This is a genomic window from Variovorax sp. UC122_21 (genome assembly GCF_044056785.1).
Taxonomy (GTDB): domain Bacteria; phylum Pseudomonadota; class Gammaproteobacteria; order Burkholderiales; family Burkholderiaceae_C; genus Variovorax.
Window position 1 is genome coordinate 60,819 of record NZ_CP172003.1, and the last position, 15,520, is coordinate 76,338.

Below are 15,520 nucleotides of genomic sequence, written 5' to 3' on the forward strand. Positions count from 1 at the left end.
TACGTGGCCGAGATCTACCGCGCGGGCATCCAGAGCGTGCACTGGAGCCGAGACGGCCGCTTCGCGGTCGCTGGGGCTGTCGCACATGCAGACGCTGCGCTTCGTGGTCGTGCCCCAGGGCGTGCGCCAGATCATTCCGCCGCTGCTCAATGCCTTCATCGCGCTGCAGAAGGACACCGCGCTGGTCAACGTGGTCGGAGTGGTCGACTCCTTCAACCAATCGATGATCGTGGCCTCCAACTACTACAACCTGTCGGCCGCGACCACCGTCGCGCTGCTCTTCATCGTCATCTCCATCCCGCAGACGCGCTTCGTGGAGCGCATGGCCCGCCGCGATCGCGCCCGCATGCGCGCTGGCAACGCATAAACCGAGTCCCCACACATGTCCTTCATCGAGATCAGGGAAATTTCGAAGTCCTACGGCGAGCTGCCCGTGCTCAACCGGCTGGCGATGGCGGTCGAGGAGCACCAGGTGGTGAGCCTGATCGGCCCCTCGGGCTCCGGCAAGTCGACGCTGCTGCGCTGCATCAACGGCCTGGAGCCCATCGACGCGGGCGAGATCCGCGTGCACGGCGACCGCATCACCGGGCCGGGCGTCGATGTCAACTCGCTGCGGCGCGACATCGGCATCGTGTTCCAGGGCTACAACCTGTTCCCGCACATGACCGTGCTGCAGAACGTGACGCTGGCGCCGATCCAGGTGCTCAAGCAGTCGAGGGCGGAGGCCGAGGACCGCGCGATGGCGCTGCTCAAGCGCTTCAGCCTCGCGCACAAGGCCAAGGAATATCCCGACCGCATGTCGGGCGGCCAGCAGCAGCGCGTGGCGATCGTGCGAGCGCTGGCCATGGACCCGATGGTGCTGCTGCTCGACGAGATCACCTCGGCGCTCGACCCCGAGCTGGTGTCGGAGGTGCTCAACATCGTGCGCGACCTCGCCAACGAAGGCATGACCATGCTGCTGGCCACGCACGAGATGGGCTTCGCGCGCGAGGTCTCGTCCAAGGTCTGCTTCCTGTGCGACGGCGTCGTCTGCGAGGAGGGACCGCCCGAGCAGATCTTCGGCGAGCCGCAGCAGGACCGGACCCGTTCGTTCCTGCGCAGCATCCGAGAGGCGAAGCGCATCTAGATGAGCGACCGTGGCACTGGCCGCCCGCCGCGTTCCGACGCTCCGGCCGTCGAGGGCGGCCGTGGCATGCTAGAGGGAATGACGACGACCCTGCACGAGCGAATCAAGGCCCATGTGACGCAGGGCATCCTCGACGGTACCTGGCAGCCGGGCCAGCGGCTGCCGTCCGAGCTGGAGCTGGTCACGCAGTTCGGCGTCTCGCGCATGACCGTCAACAAGGCGCTGCGCGAGCTCGCCAACGCGGGCCGGATCGTGCGCGTGGCGGGGGTCGGCACCTTCGTGGCGGAGAAGAAGCCGCAGTCCACCTTGCTGCAGATCGCCAACATCGCGAGCGAGATCCGGGCTCGCGGCCACGAGCACCGGTGGCGCGGCCTGTCGCGCGAGCGCGTGGCGGCCGCGCCCGACATCGCGGCCTGGCTCAACATGCTGCCGGGGCAGTCGATCTTCCGGCTGCAGAGCGTGCACCTCGAGAACGGCGTGCCCGTGCAGCTCGAGGACCGCTACGTCAACCCGAAGATGGCGCCGGCCTTCCTCGACCAGGACTTCTCGGACATCACGCCGGGCGAGTACCTGCTCTCGCTGGTGCAGGCCGATCTGGTCGAGCACGTGGTCGATGCCGTCATGCCGACGGCGGAGCAGGCGCGCATCCTCGAGATGAAGCCCACCGAGCCCTGCCTGCAGCTGACGCGGCGCACCTGGCTGCGCGAGGTGCCCGTGACCTGGGTGCGCTGCCTGAACCCGGCCTCGCGCTACAGCCTGGGCAGCCGGTTCCGGCCCTCGCCCTGAGCTTCATCGAGCCGGGACTCGCGATGCGACTCGACGAACAGGTGCAGGCGTGGCTCACGCGCACGCCGGGGCTGATCGAGACCCTGTTCGACCGGCTGCCCGACGTGCTGTTCTACGTCAAGGACCAGCAGGGCCGCTACCTCTGGGCCAACCAGACCCTGATCGACCGCGCCGGCCTGCAGGACGGCGAGAGCGTGGTGGGCAAGACCGCGGACCAGCTGTTCCCGGCCAGCGGCCTCAGCACGGTGGCGCAGGACCTCGAGGTCATCGACAGCGGCCGGCCGATGCGCGAGCTGCTGCGCATGTACCAGACCTGGCGCGGCGACCGCTACTGGTGCCTGAGCTCCAAGTTCCCGCTGCTCGATGCCGACGGCCGCATCGTCGGCCTGGCCGGGCTGTCGCGCGACCTGCCGCGCCCCAACGAGCGTCATCACAGCTACCGGCGGCTGCGGCGCTTCCTCGACTTCATCGACGCCGGCCTCGACGCTCCGGTGCTGATCGCCGAGGCGGCCGCCCATGCCTCGGTGTCGATGGACACGCTGGCGCGCCTGGTGCTCGAGGTCTTCAACGTGACGCCCAAGCAGCTCTTGATGAAGAAGCGCATCGACAAGGCCTGCCAGCTGCTCGAGGAAACGCCGGCCTCGATCACGGAGGTGTCGGCCGCCTGCGGCTATGCCGACCACAGCGCCTTCTCGCGCCAGTTCAAGGTGGCGACGAACATGACGCCGGCGCAGTACCGCGCCGCGCGCCGCGACTATGCAGAAAACCGCAACCCGGTGCGCCGTACGTTCTAGCTGCGCCTGAGCCCGGCGCTCAGAATTCGCGGCATGAACTGCCTGATCGTCTATGCCCACCCCGAACCCGCGTCGTTCAACGGCGCCCTGAAGGACGTCGCGGTCCGAGAGCTCGAGCGCATGGGCCATTCGGTGGTCGTCAGCGATCTCTATCGCATGGGCTGGAACCCGGCGCTGGGCCCCGGCGATTTCGAGGGCGGGCGCGCCGACGCCGACTACCTCGATCTCTCGAAAGAGCAGGAGCATGCCTTCGCGGCCGGCACGCAGCACCCCGCGGTGGCGGCCGAGCAGGCCAGGCTCGCGGCGGCCGACTTCGTGCTGCTGCAGTTCCCGCTCTGGTGGTTCTCGATGCCCGCCATCCTCAAGGGCTGGGTCGACCGCGTGCTGAGCCGCGGCTTCGCCTACTCGGCGGGGCGCAAGTACGAGACCGGGCATTTCAGGGGCAAGCGCGCGATGCTCAGCATCACGACCGGCACGGCCTCCACGCTCTACGAACCGAACGGCATCGATGGCGACCTCCACCACGTGCTCTGGCCGATCCACAACGGCATCCTGGCCTATACCGGCTTCACCGTGCTGCCGCCCAGCGCCGCCTGGATGCCCGCGCGACTGTCGCCGCAGGAGCGCCAGGCCTGCCTCGACGCCCATGCCGAGCGCCTGCGCGGCATCGAGCACATCGAGCCGCTGTTCTTCCATCCGTGGAGCGACTACGACGAATCGCAGCGGCTCAAGCCGGGCGTGATCGCGCGCTCGGGCGTGCAGTGGAATCCGCGCGCCGGCCAGAGCTTCGAGGCCTCGGCGTCGGCCAACGCTTGACCGTCCTGTGCAGGAAACCCGCATGTCCTCCTCCAACACACCCCGCGTCGTCATCGTCGGCGGCGCCATCATCGGCAGCTTCTGCGCCTGGTCGCTGCGCCAGGCCGGCTTCGCGGGCCCGATCACCGTGGTCGAGAAGGATGCCTCGTACCAGTTCTCGTCGACGGCGCTGTCCGCGGCTTCGATACGCACCCAGTTCGGCACGGCCGCGAACATCCGCATGAGCCTCTACGGCGCCCGGATGTTCCGCGACATCAAGGTCGTGTTCGGCGACCAGGCCGACATCGGCTACCGCGAGCGCGGCTACCTGATCCTCGGCGGCCACGACCAGGTCACGCAGCGGCTGGAAGCCGTTCGCATGCAGCGCAGCCATGGCGCCGACATCCGGGTGCTCGATCCCGACGAGCTGGCCGGGCGCTATCCGGGCGTGGACTTCGGCGACGTGGGCATCGGAACGCTGGGCGTGCAGCACGAAGGCTGGTTCGATGCCTGGAGCCTGCTCTCGGAAGTGCGCCGCGCGGCGCGGCGGCAGGGCGTGGACTACGTGGAGGCGACGGCCAGTGGCTTCCGCACCAACGGCATGCGCGTGACCGGTGTCGAGCTGTCGAACGGCGAAGTGCTCGCTTGCGACTTCTGCGTGCTGGCCGCGGGCGCGCTGTCGGGCCGCCTGGCCGCCTTGCTCGACATCGCGCTGCCCGTGGTGCCGAAGAAGCGCACCGTGTTCTCGTTCAAGACGCCGTTCAAGGCGAGCGAGCTTCCGATGCTGTTCGACTCGAGCGGCATCTGGGTCCGGCCCGAAGGGGAGGGCTTCATCGGCGGCATCCAGCCCCCGGCCGAGATCGACGGGGACGCCGATGGCGACTTCGAACCGCACCACGACCTGATGGAGTCGCTGTTCTGGCCCCTGCTCGCCAAGCGCATTCCGGCCATGGAGGAACTGCGGCTGCAACGCGCCTGGGCCGGCCACTACGAGGTCAACACGCTCGACCACAACGGCGTCGTCGGCCCGCATGACGCGCTCGGCAACCTGATCTTCGCGACCGGCTTCTCGGGCCATGGCGTGATGCACGCGCCGGCGGTCGGCCGCGGCGTGGCCGAGCTGATCACGACGGGTGCGTTCCGCGCCATCGACATGAGTCCCCTGGGCTGGGCGCGCATCCGCAGCGCGACGCCCTTGTTCGAATCCATCGTTTACTGAAAAGGAGATCGCCATGAGACTGGCAGGCAAGGTGGCAGTGGTGACGGGCGCCGCGCGCGGCATCGGGCGCGCGACGGCGGAACGGCTTCTGGCCGAGGGCGCGAAGGTGGTCGTGTCGGACATCGATGCGCAGACCCTCGAGAAGACGGCCGCCGAGATCGGCCCGGCCGCCAACGTCTTCGCGGTGCGCGCCGACGTCTCGAAGAAGAGCGAGGTGGTCGACCTGGTCGAGGCGGCGGTCCGGCATTTCGGCACCCTCGACATCATGGTGAACAACGCCGGCATCGCACCGGTGGTGGAGTTCCTCGATGTCACCGAGGAGATGCTCGACCGCGTGCTCGACGTCAATCTCAAGGGCGCCTTCTACGGCACCCAGGCGGCGGGGCGCGAGATGGTCGCGCGCGGCAAGGGCGGGGTGATCATCAACATGTCCTCGATCAACTCCGGGCTGGCCAATCCCAACGTCGCGCCCTACGCGATCTCCAAGGGCGGCATGAACCAGGTGACCTCGACCGCGGCCGTGGCCTTCGCGCCGCACGGCATCCGCGTGGTCGGCGTCGGGCCCGGGACCATCATGACCGACATGGTGGCCGGCGCCTTCGTGCAGAGCGCGGGCAACCACGCCATCCTCTCGCGCACGCCGCTGGGCCGCTACGGCCAGCCCTCCGAGATCGCTTCGGTCGTCGCCTTCCTGGCGAGCGACGATGCCTCCTACATCACGGGCGAGACCATGTACGTGGACGGCGGCCGGCGCGTGCTGAACTACGTGGTTCCGGTGAAGGCCTGAGCGATGACGCATCCCTTCGCCAAGCTGCACCACCTCTGCATCGTGGTGCACGACATCGACCGGACGCAGGCCTACTACGAGTCGATCGGCATCGGCCCCTGGACCGAATACCCGCCGCTGGCCGAGTACGAGGAGCTCGAGGCGCCCAGCAAGCCCGGCTTCCTCGCGCTCAAGTACCGCGTGTGCAACCTGCCGACCGTGCAGCTCCAGCTGTGCCAGCCCGGCGACGAGCCGACGCCGCAGCGGCTGCACCTGGACAGCAAGGGCGAGGGCGTGTTCCACGTCGGCTTCGAGGTGCCCGACGCCGATGCCGCGCAGGCACAGGCCACGGCGCTGGGCCTGCCGGTGCTGATGCGCGGGCGCCGCGCGAACCGCACGGGCTTCACCTACTACGACAGCGCCGAGGGCGCGGGCGTCACGCTGCTCACGCGGGCGACCCCCCATCCAGGCAAATAGCAGCGAGGAGCGGGCCATGCGGATCGATCTGAACTCCGACCTGGGCGAGGGCTACGGCCCGTGGACGATGGGCGACGACGCGCAGATCCTCGACTGCGTGACCAGCGCCAACATCGCCTGCGGCGGCCATGCGGGCGATGCGGAAACCATGTACCGCACCCTGCGTCTCGCGGCGGAGCGCGGCGTGAAGGTCGGCGCCCATCCGGGCTACAACGACCGCGAGGGCTTCGGACGGCGCGTGATCCCGATGCCGCCCGCCGAGATCGGCCGCATGGTCGCGGCGCAGGTCGGCGCGCTCGCGGCGATGGCCAGGCTCGCGGGCACCGAGGTGCGCTACGTCAAGCCGCATGGCGCGCTCGGCAATCTCGCGGCCGCGGACATGGGCGTGGCCCAGGCCATCGTCGCCGCGCTCGAGAAGGTCGACCCCGCGCTCGCGATCCTCGCCATCTCGGGCACCTGCCTCGAGCAGGCCGCGCGCGCGCAGGGGCTGCGCGCCTTCTCGGAGATCTTCGCCGACCGCGCCTACCAGCCCAATGGCCAGCTGGTGCCGCGCGGTCAGCCCGGCGCGGTGCTGCACGATGCCGAAGAGGCCGCGGACCGGCTCATCGGCTTCGTGCGAACCGGAAGGATGCCGGTGCAGGGCGCGGCGCCGATCGCGTTGAAGGCCGACTCGGTCTGCGTCCATGGCGACAACGCCGAATCGGTCGAGATGGCGCGGCACATCCGCAAGCGACTGACGGCCGAAGGGATCGAGCTGGCCTCGTTCCTCGACCATCGGTAGACACGCCGATGCCGAACCCCGAATGGCCGCGCTACACGCCGGTCGCGGACCACTCGCTGCTGGTGTCCTTCGGCGACGCGATCGCCGACCCGGCCAGCGCCGCCGTGCTCGCGCTCGACCGGGCCCTGGCCGATTCGCCGCCCGAGGGCCTGCTCGAGTGCATCCCGGCCTTCGTCAGCCTGCTGGTCGTCTTCGATCCGCTGCTCACCGATCACGCGCGGATCCGGGAGGCGGCCGAGCAGCTGCGGCGCGATCCGCCGGCCGGCCTGCCGGCGGGAGAAGCGCGCGAGGTCGAGGTCTGCTACGACGACGACTTCGCCCCCGACCTCGAAGCGGTGGCACGGGCCTCGGGCCTGGGCATCGATGCGGTGATCGACCTCCACCTGCGGGGCGACTACCGGGTGCGCATGTACGGCTTCGCGCCGGGCTATGCCTACATGTCGGGCGTGCCGACGGAGATCCAGGTGCCGCGCAAGCCCTCGGCCCTGCGCGACATCGCCGCGGGCAGCGTGCTGATCGCGGGGCCGCAGTGCCTCGTCACCACGCTGCGGATGCCCACGGGCTGGTCGATCGTCGGCCGCTCGCCCACGCGCATCCTGACGCGCGACGACAACGCGCCCTTTCTCTTCGGCGTGGGCGACCGCGTGCGCTTCAAGCGCATCGACCGCGCGCAGTACGAAGCAAGGTTGGAGAACCAACGCCATGGCTGAAGCCAGGCTGCGCGTGCGCGCCTGCGGCCCGCTGGTCACGTACCAGGACGGCGGCCGAGCGGGCATGCTGCGCTTCGGCGTGCCCGCCTCGGGCCCGATGGACCGGCTCGCGCATGCCGCGGCCCATGTCGCGCTCGGCAACCCCGCGGATGCCACCGCGATCGAGATCTCCCTGGGCGGGCTGGAGCTGCTGTGCGAGGCGGGCGAGGTGAGCTGCGGCATCGCCGGCGGCGAGTTCCAGGTCCGCCATTCGGGCGCGGCGACGGGTTCGTGGTGCGTGCGAACGCTGCGCGCGGGCGACACGCTGTCGATCCGTCCGGGCCGCTGGGGCAGCTGGGCCTACCTGGCTTTCAGCGGCGAGCCGGCGTGCGAACGCTGGGCCGGGCACAGCGCCACGCATTCGGCCTCGGGCCTCGGCGGCGGCAGCCTGGTGCCGGGCGCCGGGATCGTGCTGCGCGACGCGCGGGTCGTGCACGAGCGCGAGGGAGACCGCACCGCGCCCGCGCTGGCCGGTCCGCGCCAGTTCGTGCGCGTCGTGCTGGGGCCGCAGACCGACAGCTTCGAGGGCGCGTCCGTCGCCGCGTTCCTCGAAGCGGGCTTCTCCGTCACGCCCGCCCGCGACCGCATGGGCATGCGCCTCGCGGGGCCGGCACTGGCTTTGAAGGATGCCTTGTCCATTCCCTCCGAGCCGATCGTGCGCGGCTCGATACAGGTCGGTGGCGATGGCGTGGCCTCGGTGCTGCTGGCCGACCACCAGACCACCGGCGGCTATCCGAAGATCGCCACCGTCCTGTCCTGCGACCTCGATGGCCTGTCGCAGCTTCGACCGGGCGACGGGCTGCGCTTCCAGGCCGTGGACCCGGCGGAGGCGATCCGGCTCGTGCGCCTGGAAGCACCGCTGACGAGCCGCCTCCTGCAGGAGATGGCCCGACCGCCGGGCAGCCTGCCGAGCCGCCTGATGGCCGAGAACCTGATCAGCGGCGTCGTGCGGGCATAGCGCGCCTCAGGCACCGAGCCAGCGCCCCTCGGGCCAGGCACCGGCATCGATCGCGCGCCGCGCCTCCCGCGTGAGCACGTCGACCGCGCAGCGCACATGGCGCGCAATCGGCCGATTGATGGGCAGGGCCAGCACGATGGTTCGGCTGATGCCGGGATCGGCCAGCGGCGCGCCCCTGAGCTTCTGCGTGCGCAGGTCCTCCGCGACCGCGATCGGCGGCAGGATGGTCATGCCATGGCCGCCGAGCACCAGGCTTCGCTGCACGCTCAGCGCGTTGGTCTCGGCCGACAGGTCGAGCGTCACCTGGGCCACGGCGCAGGCATGCTCGACCAGCGTGCGGATGCCGTGCGGCGCGCTCGGCAGCACCAGCTTGTGGCCCGCGAGCTCGGCCAGCGCCACCGGCCGGTCGGGCCGCAGCTTGCTGCTCTTCGGGCCGATGACCCACAGCGCCTCCTCGATCAGCGGCGTGGTCTGGATGTTGGGCGAGCGCTCCGCGCCATAGAGCAGCGCGGCATCGACCTCGCCCGATTCGAGCCAGCGCAGCAGCGTTCCCGCGTAGCCCATCGCGATGCGCACGCGGATGCCCGGGTAGTCGGTGGCCAGCGCGGTCACCAGCGGGCTCGAGAGGATGTCGATGGTGCTCGGCAGCAGCCCCAAGGTCACCAGCCCGCCGATGCTGTTGTCGACGGTGCCGATCTCGGCCCGGGCGCGGTCCAGCTCGAGCAGCGCGCGGCGCGCATAGCCGACGAGCGCCAGCCCCGCGTCGGTCAGCACCATGCCATGGCGCTCGCGCTCGAACAGGGGCGCGCCGATGTCTTCCTCGAGCAGGCGGATCTGCCGCGACACCGCGGGCTGCACCAGGTGCAGCACCTCGGCCGCGCGCGTGACGTTGCCGGTCTCCGCCACCGTGAGAAAGGCGCGCAGTTGTTTCAGGTCCATGTGGCTGTCTCCATGCGCAAACGTGATCGTGGAATCTCGAATTTCTATTTCACATTCCCAGACATCAAATTCTATGATTCCTGGCACTTTCACACCCGAAGACAACCCATGAACCAGACCCCCCAGGCCGCGCCCGACTGGCAGCAGGCCGCCTTCCGCGTGCTCAAGGCGGGCGGCGTGAGGCAGATCGCCTACGTGCCCGACGCCGGCCATTCGCACGTGATCCGCAGCGCCATCGCCGACCCCGACATCGAGGACGTGGTGCTGACCACCGAGGAGGAGGGCGTGGCGCTGGTGAGCGGCGCCTGGCTCGGCGGCCAGCGCGCCGTGCTGCTGATGCAGAGCAGCGGCGTGGGCAACTGCGTGAACATGTTCTCGCTGCTGCAGGCCGCGGACTTCCCGTTCTTCACGCTCGTGACCATGCGCGGCGAATACGCCGAGTTCAATCCCTGGCAGGGCCCGATGGGCAAGGCCACGCAGGCCGCGCTCGAGCTCATGGGCATCCACGTGCTGCGCGCCTCGAAGCCCGAGGAGGTCGAGGAGATCGTCAGCGCGGGCTTCGATGCCGCCTTCGAGGCCGGCGAGAAGGTCGCCGTGCTGCTGGGACAGGAACTGATCGGCCGCAAGAAGTGGGAGCGCAAGTGATGAACACCAAGACCCCGGCGCAGCGCGCCGACCGCCGCGAATTCGTGGCAAGGCTGATCGCCGCCATTCCCGATGCCCTGATCGTCACGGGCCTGGGCTCGGCCTCCTACGACGTGTTCGCCAGCGGCGACCGCGAGCGCAACTACTACCTGTGGGGCGCGATGGGCGGCGCCGCCTCGCTGGGGCTGGGCCTGGCGCTGGCGCAGCGCGACAAGTCGGTGGTCGTCATCACCGGCGACGGCGAGCAGCTCATGGGCATCGGCAGCCTCGGCACCATCGGCGTCAAGCAGCCGAAGAACCTCAGCATCGTGATGCTCGACAACGGCCACTTCGGCGAGACCGGCATGCAGCGCAGCCACTCGAGCCTGGGCGCCGACCTGGTGGCGGTGGCCAGGGGCTTCGGCATCGCCGATGCGTTCTCGGTGAACGGCATCGACGCGTGCGAGGAGCTGGCCGAGCGCATCAACGCCCGGCGGCAGACCACCTTCGCGCAGGTGTTCATCGATGCCAACGAGCCGCCACGCGCGCTGCCGCCGCGAGACGGTTCGTACATCAAGAACCGCTTCCGCGCCGCGCTGGGCTTCGCGCCTTTCTGACGGGCGCGCCATGCAACGCTATTCATTGCACATCGGCGGCGAGGCCTGCGAGCCGCACGGCGGCACCTGGTTCGACACCCAGAACCCCTTCACCGGCGAGAGCTGGGCGCAGATCCCGCGCGGCAACGCGCAGGACGTCGACCGCGCCGTGCGCGCCGCGCACCAGGCGCTGACCAGCGGTCCCTGGTCGGAACTGACCGCGACGCAGCGCGGCGCGTTGATGCGCAAGCTCGGCGACCTGATCGCGCGCGACGCGGCCCGGCTCGCCGCCACCGAGGTCCGCGACAACGGCAAGCTGCTCGCCGAGATGCGCGGCCAGCTCGACTACCTCCCGCAGTGGTTCTATTACTACGGCGGCCTGGCCGACAAGGTGCAGGGCAGCACGCTGCCGCTCGACAAGAAGGGCTACTTCGCGTTCACGCGCCACGAGCCCGTGGGCGTGGTGGCCGCCATCACGCCGTGGAACTCGCCGCTGCTGCTGCTGGCCTGGAAGCTGGCGCCAGCGCTGGCCGCGGGCTGCACCGTGGTGGTCAAGCCCTCCGAGTTCACCTCGGCCTCGACACTCGAGTTCGCGCAGCTGTTCGAGGAAGCCGGCTTTCCCGCGGGCGTGTTCAACGTGGTGACGGGCTTCGGCGCCGAGGTCGGCACGCCGCTGGTCGAGCATCCGCTGGTGGCCAAGATCAGCTTCACGGGCTCGGACGCGACCGGCCGCCTGATCAACGAGCGGGCCGGCCGCCTGCTCAAGCACACGGCCATGGAACTCGGCGGCAAGTCGCCCAACGTGGTGTTCGAGGACGCCGACCTCGAGCAGGCCGCGTTCGGCGCGATCTCGGGCATCTTCGCCGCCACCGGCCAGACCTGCATCGCCGGCTCGCGGCTGCTGGTGCAGGACAGCATCCACGATGCCTTCGTCGAACGCCTGCTGGCGGTGGCGCGCACCGCGCGCATGGGCGACCCGATGAGCGCCGAGACCCAGGTCGGCCCGATCACCACGCCGCCGCAATACCGCAAGGTGCTCGAGTACATCGACATCGCCCGCGCCGAGGGTGCGACCGCCGTGCTGGGGGGCGACAAGGGCACGGCGCCCGAATGCGGCACGGGCTGGTTCGTGCAGCCCACCATCTTCACGGGCGTGCGCAACCACATGCGCATCGCGCAGGAGGAGGTGTTCGGCCCCGTGCTGTCGGTGATCCGCTTCGAGGACGAGGCCGACGCGCTGCGCATCGCCAACGACGTGCGCTTCGGCCTCGCCGCGGCGGTGTGGACGCAGGACATCGGCCGCGCCATGCGGATGTCGGAGAAGCTGCAGGCCGGCACGGTGTGGATCAACACCTACCGCGCCGTGAGCTTCATGGCCCCGTTCGGCGGCTACAAGGACTCGGGCCTGGGCCGCGAGAACGGCATCGACGCGGTCCGCGAGTACCTGCAGACCAAGTCGGTGTGGATCAACACCGGCGCGGCGACGGGCAATCCCTTCGTCATGCGTTGAGGGCGTTGAGGGCGTTGACGGCGCCGAGGCTCACAGGAACAGGAACGCCGCCGCCGCCACGGCGGTGGGCCCCAGCGCACCGAGCAGCAGGCCGCCGGCGCCGATGGTCTCGTCGGCGAAGCCGCGCTTGAGCAGCGCCACGCCCGCGGATTGGGCGCGTTGGCGATCACCGTCAGGCCGCCCCCGGCCACGGCGCCCGCCACCAGCATGTACTTCGATTCGTCCGAGATGCCGACGATCAGCGAGCCCAGGTAGGTGAGGGCGGCGTTGTCGGTGACGGCGGTGAGGCCCAGCGCGCCGAGGAACAGCGCGACCGGCGCGAGCGCCGAGACGATGGGCTGCAGCCACCACTGCTGCATGCCGCCCAGCACCACCAGGCCCGCGAGGAAGAAGCCGACCAGCAGCGCCTCCTTCACGATCAGCGGGCTCTGATGGCGCTCGTAGGCCTGGGTGAAGCCGAGGAACATCAGGAACAGGCCGAGGAACACCACCGGATGGTGGGCGAACAGCACCACGCCCGCGAGCAGGCCCAGGTGCACCGCGACCACCGGCAGCGGAACGCGCGCTTCGGGCGCCGCGCCCGCGTCGCCCACCGCGGGCTGCAGATGCCGACGCAGCGCCCAGGTCGCGATGGTCGCGTTCAGCAGCACCGCGAGCGCGGCCTTCCAGCCGAAGCTCGCGAGCATGAAGGCGCTGTCCCATTGCCAGGTGGTCGCCACCATCAGCACCGGCGGCGCGGCATAGGAGGTCAGCGTGCCGCCGATCGAGATGTTGACGAACAGCACGCCCAGCGCCAGGTACTTCACGGCCTCCGGCACGCGCGGCCGGAAGATCTGCGGCGCGAGCATCAGCGCGGCGATGGTCATGGCGGCGGGCTCGGTGATCAGCGAACCGAGCAGCGGCACCGCCGCGAGGCCCAGCCATGCGCTCGCCAGCGGCGTGGGCACGGGCGCGATGCGCGCGAGCGCGTCGACCAGCGACATCGCCGTGCGCAGCACGGGACGCGAGGCCGCGATCACCATCACGACGAAGACGAACAGCGGCTCGGTGTAGTTGCGCGACTCGGCATAGTCGAGCGCGGTGCCGCCGCCCGCGAACAGCGCCATCGACGCCACCAGCACGATGGCCCAGAAGCCGAACACCACCTCGACTTCACCGAGCAGGTGGAACAGGCCGGCGTGGCGTGGATAGCGGTGGGAGAGGCGCTCGAACTGCCTGGCGCTGAAGGTGTGGAGCAGGGCGACGGCAAAGATGGCCGCGGCGATCCACTGGATCGGGGTGTGGGACATGGGGTTCCTCGACGAGGCGAAACCGCGAGGCGGCCCGACCTGCGCGAATCCTGGAACGCCCGAAACGGCATGCCACCCGGGGCGGATTTTAACCGACGAGCTTCAGCCCGCGGTTCACAGGAAGGGCACGCCGCCGGTCACGGGAATCGTCGCGCCCGAGATGTAGCTGCCTTCGTCGGAGGCCAGCAGCACATAGACCGCCTGCAGCTCGCGCGGCTGGCCCGGGCGCTTCATCGGCGTCTGCGTGCCGAACTCCCGGACATTGCCGGCCGGCAGGGTCGAGGGGATCAGCGGGGTCCAGAACGGCCCCGGCGCCACGCAGTTCACGCGGATGCCCTTGTCGGCGAGCAGCTGCGCCATGCCGCCCGAGAGGTTCTGGATCGCGCCCTTGGTCGCGGCATAGGCCACGAGCGTGGCATTGGGCTTGTCGGCATTGACCGAGGCGGTGCTGATGATCGAGCTGCCGGGCTTCATATGGGGCACCGCGGCCTTGCAGAGGTAGAAGTTCGCGTAGACGTTGGTGCGGAAGGTGCGGTCGAACTCCTCGGCGCTGATCTGCTCGAGCGACTTGTGCGCCATCTGGAAGGCGGCGTTGTTCACCAGCACGTCGATGCGCCCGAAGTGCTCGAGCGTGGTGGCCACGAGGGCCTCGCACTGCGACTCCTCGCGGATGTCGCCGGGCGCGAGCACGCAACGGCGTCCGGCGGCTTCGACCAGGCCCAGGGTGACCTGCGCATCGGACTCCTCCTCGGCCAGGTAGGAGATCACGACGTCCGCGCCCTCGCGCGCGAAGGCCAGCGCGACGGCGCGACCGATGCCGCTGTCGCCGCCCGTGATCAGCGCGGCCTTGCCGAGCAGCTTGCCGGCGCCCACGTAGGAACTCTCGCCGTAGTCGGGGCGCGGCGACATCTCCGATTCGAGGCCGGGCGGCGTCTGCTGGGAGGTCGAGAAGGGCGGCCGGGGGCCTGCTTCGCGGGGATCGGTCATGGCTGGTCCTCTGTGGATGTCAAGGGAAGGAAAAGGGGTGCCCTCAGGAGGGCGCGTTGGCGGGCCCGGTGCGCATGCGCGTGTCGGCCGACGCGTGGTCGGATCGGTCCTCGCACTTGGCCATGTCCCGGCCCATCGCCACTTTTCTGCGCCGCCTCGGAGGTCAGGTTGCCGGCCTTGGCGCGCTCGGCGAGCCGCGCATAGAACGCGGCCACGCGCTGCAGCTCCTGTTCGTCGAGCGCCTCGATGCCGATCATGCGGTTGCTCGCACGCTGGCTGGTGGCGAGCAGTTCGTCGAGCTTGAGGTGCACGGCCACGCTGTCCTTGTTCTGGCTCTGCTGGATCAGGAACACCATGAGGAAGGTCACGATCGTGGTGCCGGTGTTGATCACGAGCTGCCAGTTCTCCGAGAACTTGAAAAGCGGGCCGCACAGCGCCCAGGCGGCCACCGCCATCAGTGCGACGCAGAACGCGGTCGGCGTGCCGGCCCAGCGCGTGACACGGCTGGCGAAGCGATCGAAGCGCGCGAGCCAGAGCGACCTGCCGGCATAGGCGACGGTGGCGGTGTTGGGCATGCCGCCCACGGGGCCATCCTCGTCCTCGGGTGGGTGCGGGCGTAGGGCGGGCTGGATGTCTGACATAGGGGGAGTGCTCCTGCGATCCGTCGCAGCCTGCGTTCGAGGACGGCCTGCCCACGACATCCGCGCGCGCATCCACTTGCAGGAGTGCGCCTTCGCCGGCAGCACGTGCAGCGTCACGGCATGTCGGCGCGGTACGACCTGATCCTACGAAATCGATCGCCAAGAAGAGACGGCGCCGCCGACTGGCCGGCCTACCGTCCATCGAACCCAACCACACTGCAAGGAGCCTCAGATGGCAAGTTCGAAGAATGGCGACGACCAGACCCTGGTCGCGCCGGCGGGCGGCGCGAATCCTCCGGTCGATTCGCTCACCGAAGGCCTGGACGGCGCCGCGCCGAAGCAAACGAGCGAGGGCGACCGGGAACAGGCGATCCGCGAAGCCGCCTATGCCGCCTACGAGCGCCGCGGCAAGACCGAGGGCAACCCCGAGCAGGACTGGCTGGACGCCGAGGCCGAGGTGAACGCCCGATCCGGGCCCTGAGC

At 70.0% G+C, this 15,520-nt stretch carries 17 protein-coding genes and 2 pseudogenes; 15 read left to right on the forward strand and 4 right to left on the reverse strand.

Features of this window, described 5'->3' with window-relative positions:
* Window positions 1-85 precede the first annotated feature (85 nt).
* From ACHMXE_RS00335 to ACHMXE_RS00385, 11 genes are all read left to right on the forward strand, one after another.
* Entirely contained in the window at window positions 86-367 is a 282-nt protein-coding gene (locus tag ACHMXE_RS00335) for an ABC transporter permease subunit (protein ID WP_395346224.1), read from the forward strand.
* A 15-nt stretch (window positions 368-382) separates the two neighbouring features.
* Complete coding sequence (locus ACHMXE_RS00340; RefSeq protein WP_209539495.1) at window positions 383-1,126, forward strand: amino acid ABC transporter ATP-binding protein; 744 nt, start codon at window positions 383-385, stop codon at window positions 1,124-1,126.
* A gap of 78 nt (window positions 1,127-1,204) precedes the next feature.
* Window positions 1,205-1,912, forward strand: a complete 708-nt coding sequence (gene hutC, locus ACHMXE_RS00345; RefSeq protein ID WP_281081622.1) for a histidine utilization repressor — start codon at window positions 1,205-1,207, stop codon at window positions 1,910-1,912.
* Window positions 1,913-1,935: 23 nt separating this feature from the next.
* Entirely contained in the window at window positions 1,936-2,706 is a 771-nt protein-coding gene (locus tag ACHMXE_RS00350) for a helix-turn-helix domain-containing protein (protein WP_395347375.1), read from the forward strand.
* A gap of 33 nt (window positions 2,707-2,739) precedes the next feature.
* On the forward strand, window positions 2,740-3,522 hold the full coding sequence (locus ACHMXE_RS00355) for an NAD(P)H-dependent oxidoreductase (RefSeq protein ID WP_395346225.1): 783 nt from the start codon (window positions 2,740-2,742) through the stop codon (window positions 3,520-3,522).
* A gap of 22 nt (window positions 3,523-3,544) precedes the next feature.
* Window positions 3,545-4,720, forward strand: coding sequence for an NAD(P)/FAD-dependent oxidoreductase (locus tag ACHMXE_RS00360; RefSeq protein WP_395346226.1), 1,176 nt, complete (start codon window positions 3,545-3,547; stop codon window positions 4,718-4,720).
* 13 nt (window positions 4,721-4,733) lie between these two features.
* A complete protein-coding gene (locus tag ACHMXE_RS00365; RefSeq protein WP_395346227.1) occupies window positions 4,734-5,507 on the forward strand; it encodes an SDR family NAD(P)-dependent oxidoreductase in 774 nt (257 codons plus the stop codon).
* 3 nt (window positions 5,508-5,510) lie between these two features.
* Window positions 5,511-5,963: a VOC family protein gene (locus tag ACHMXE_RS00370; protein WP_395346228.1), complete on the forward strand. Its 453-nt coding sequence runs from the start codon at window positions 5,511-5,513 to the stop codon at window positions 5,961-5,963.
* 16 nt (window positions 5,964-5,979) lie between these two features.
* A complete protein-coding gene (locus ACHMXE_RS00375; protein ID WP_395346230.1) occupies window positions 5,980-6,744 on the forward strand; it encodes a LamB/YcsF family protein in 765 nt (254 codons plus the stop codon).
* An 8-nt stretch (window positions 6,745-6,752) separates the two neighbouring features.
* Entirely contained in the window at window positions 6,753-7,454 is a 702-nt protein-coding gene (locus ACHMXE_RS00380) for an allophanate hydrolase subunit 1 (protein WP_395346231.1), read from the forward strand.
* Entirely contained in the window at window positions 7,447-8,451 is a 1,005-nt protein-coding gene (locus ACHMXE_RS00385) for a biotin-dependent carboxyltransferase family protein (protein ID WP_395346232.1), read from the forward strand. The genes ACHMXE_RS00380 and ACHMXE_RS00385 overlap by 8 nt, the downstream gene beginning before the upstream one ends.
* A 6-nt stretch (window positions 8,452-8,457) precedes the next feature.
* On the opposite strand, the gene ACHMXE_RS00390 is transcribed toward ACHMXE_RS00385, so the two are convergent.
* On the reverse strand, window positions 8,458-9,390 hold the full coding sequence (locus ACHMXE_RS00390) for a LysR family transcriptional regulator (RefSeq protein ID WP_395346233.1): 933 nt from the start codon (window positions 9,388-9,390) through the stop codon (window positions 8,458-8,460).
* Window positions 9,391-9,498: 108 nt separating this feature from the next.
* Between ACHMXE_RS00390 and ACHMXE_RS00395 the strand changes: the two genes are divergently transcribed.
* From ACHMXE_RS00395 to ACHMXE_RS00405, 3 genes are read left to right on the forward strand one after another with little or no spacing between them, the layout of a single operon-like run.
* Window positions 9,499-10,035: a phosphonopyruvate decarboxylase gene (locus ACHMXE_RS00395; protein WP_395346235.1), complete on the forward strand. Its 537-nt coding sequence runs from the start codon at window positions 9,499-9,501 to the stop codon at window positions 10,033-10,035.
* Complete coding sequence (locus ACHMXE_RS00400; RefSeq protein ID WP_395346236.1) at window positions 10,035-10,631, forward strand: thiamine pyrophosphate-dependent enzyme; 597 nt, start codon at window positions 10,035-10,037, stop codon at window positions 10,629-10,631. Before ACHMXE_RS00395 ends, ACHMXE_RS00400 begins: the two co-directional genes overlap by 1 nt.
* A gap of 10 nt (window positions 10,632-10,641) precedes the next feature.
* Complete coding sequence (locus ACHMXE_RS00405; protein ID WP_395346237.1) at window positions 10,642-12,120, forward strand: aldehyde dehydrogenase; 1,479 nt, start codon at window positions 10,642-10,644, stop codon at window positions 12,118-12,120.
* A gap of 30 nt (window positions 12,121-12,150) precedes the next feature.
* On the opposite strand, the pseudogene ACHMXE_RS00410 reads toward ACHMXE_RS00405, so the two are convergent.
* The 3 genes and pseudogenes from ACHMXE_RS00410 to ACHMXE_RS00420 form a co-directional block, all read right to left on the reverse strand.
* A pseudogene (locus ACHMXE_RS00410) lies at window positions 12,151-13,409 on the reverse strand (putative Na+/H+ antiporter).
* A 114-nt stretch (window positions 13,410-13,523) separates the two neighbouring features.
* Window positions 13,524-14,396, reverse strand: coding sequence for an SDR family oxidoreductase (locus ACHMXE_RS00415; protein WP_395346238.1), 873 nt, complete (start codon window positions 14,394-14,396; stop codon window positions 13,524-13,526).
* Window positions 14,397-14,605: 209 nt separating this feature from the next.
* Window positions 14,606-15,109: pseudogene (locus ACHMXE_RS00420) on the reverse strand (low affinity iron permease family protein); the annotation flags it as partial.
* 160 nt (window positions 15,110-15,269) lie between these two features.
* On the opposite strand from ACHMXE_RS00420, the gene ACHMXE_RS00425 reads away from it, so the two are divergent.
* Window positions 15,270-15,518: a DUF2934 domain-containing protein gene (locus tag ACHMXE_RS00425; protein ID WP_395346239.1), complete on the forward strand. Its 249-nt coding sequence runs from the start codon at window positions 15,270-15,272 to the stop codon at window positions 15,516-15,518.
* Window positions 15,519-15,520: the final 2 nt, after the last annotated feature.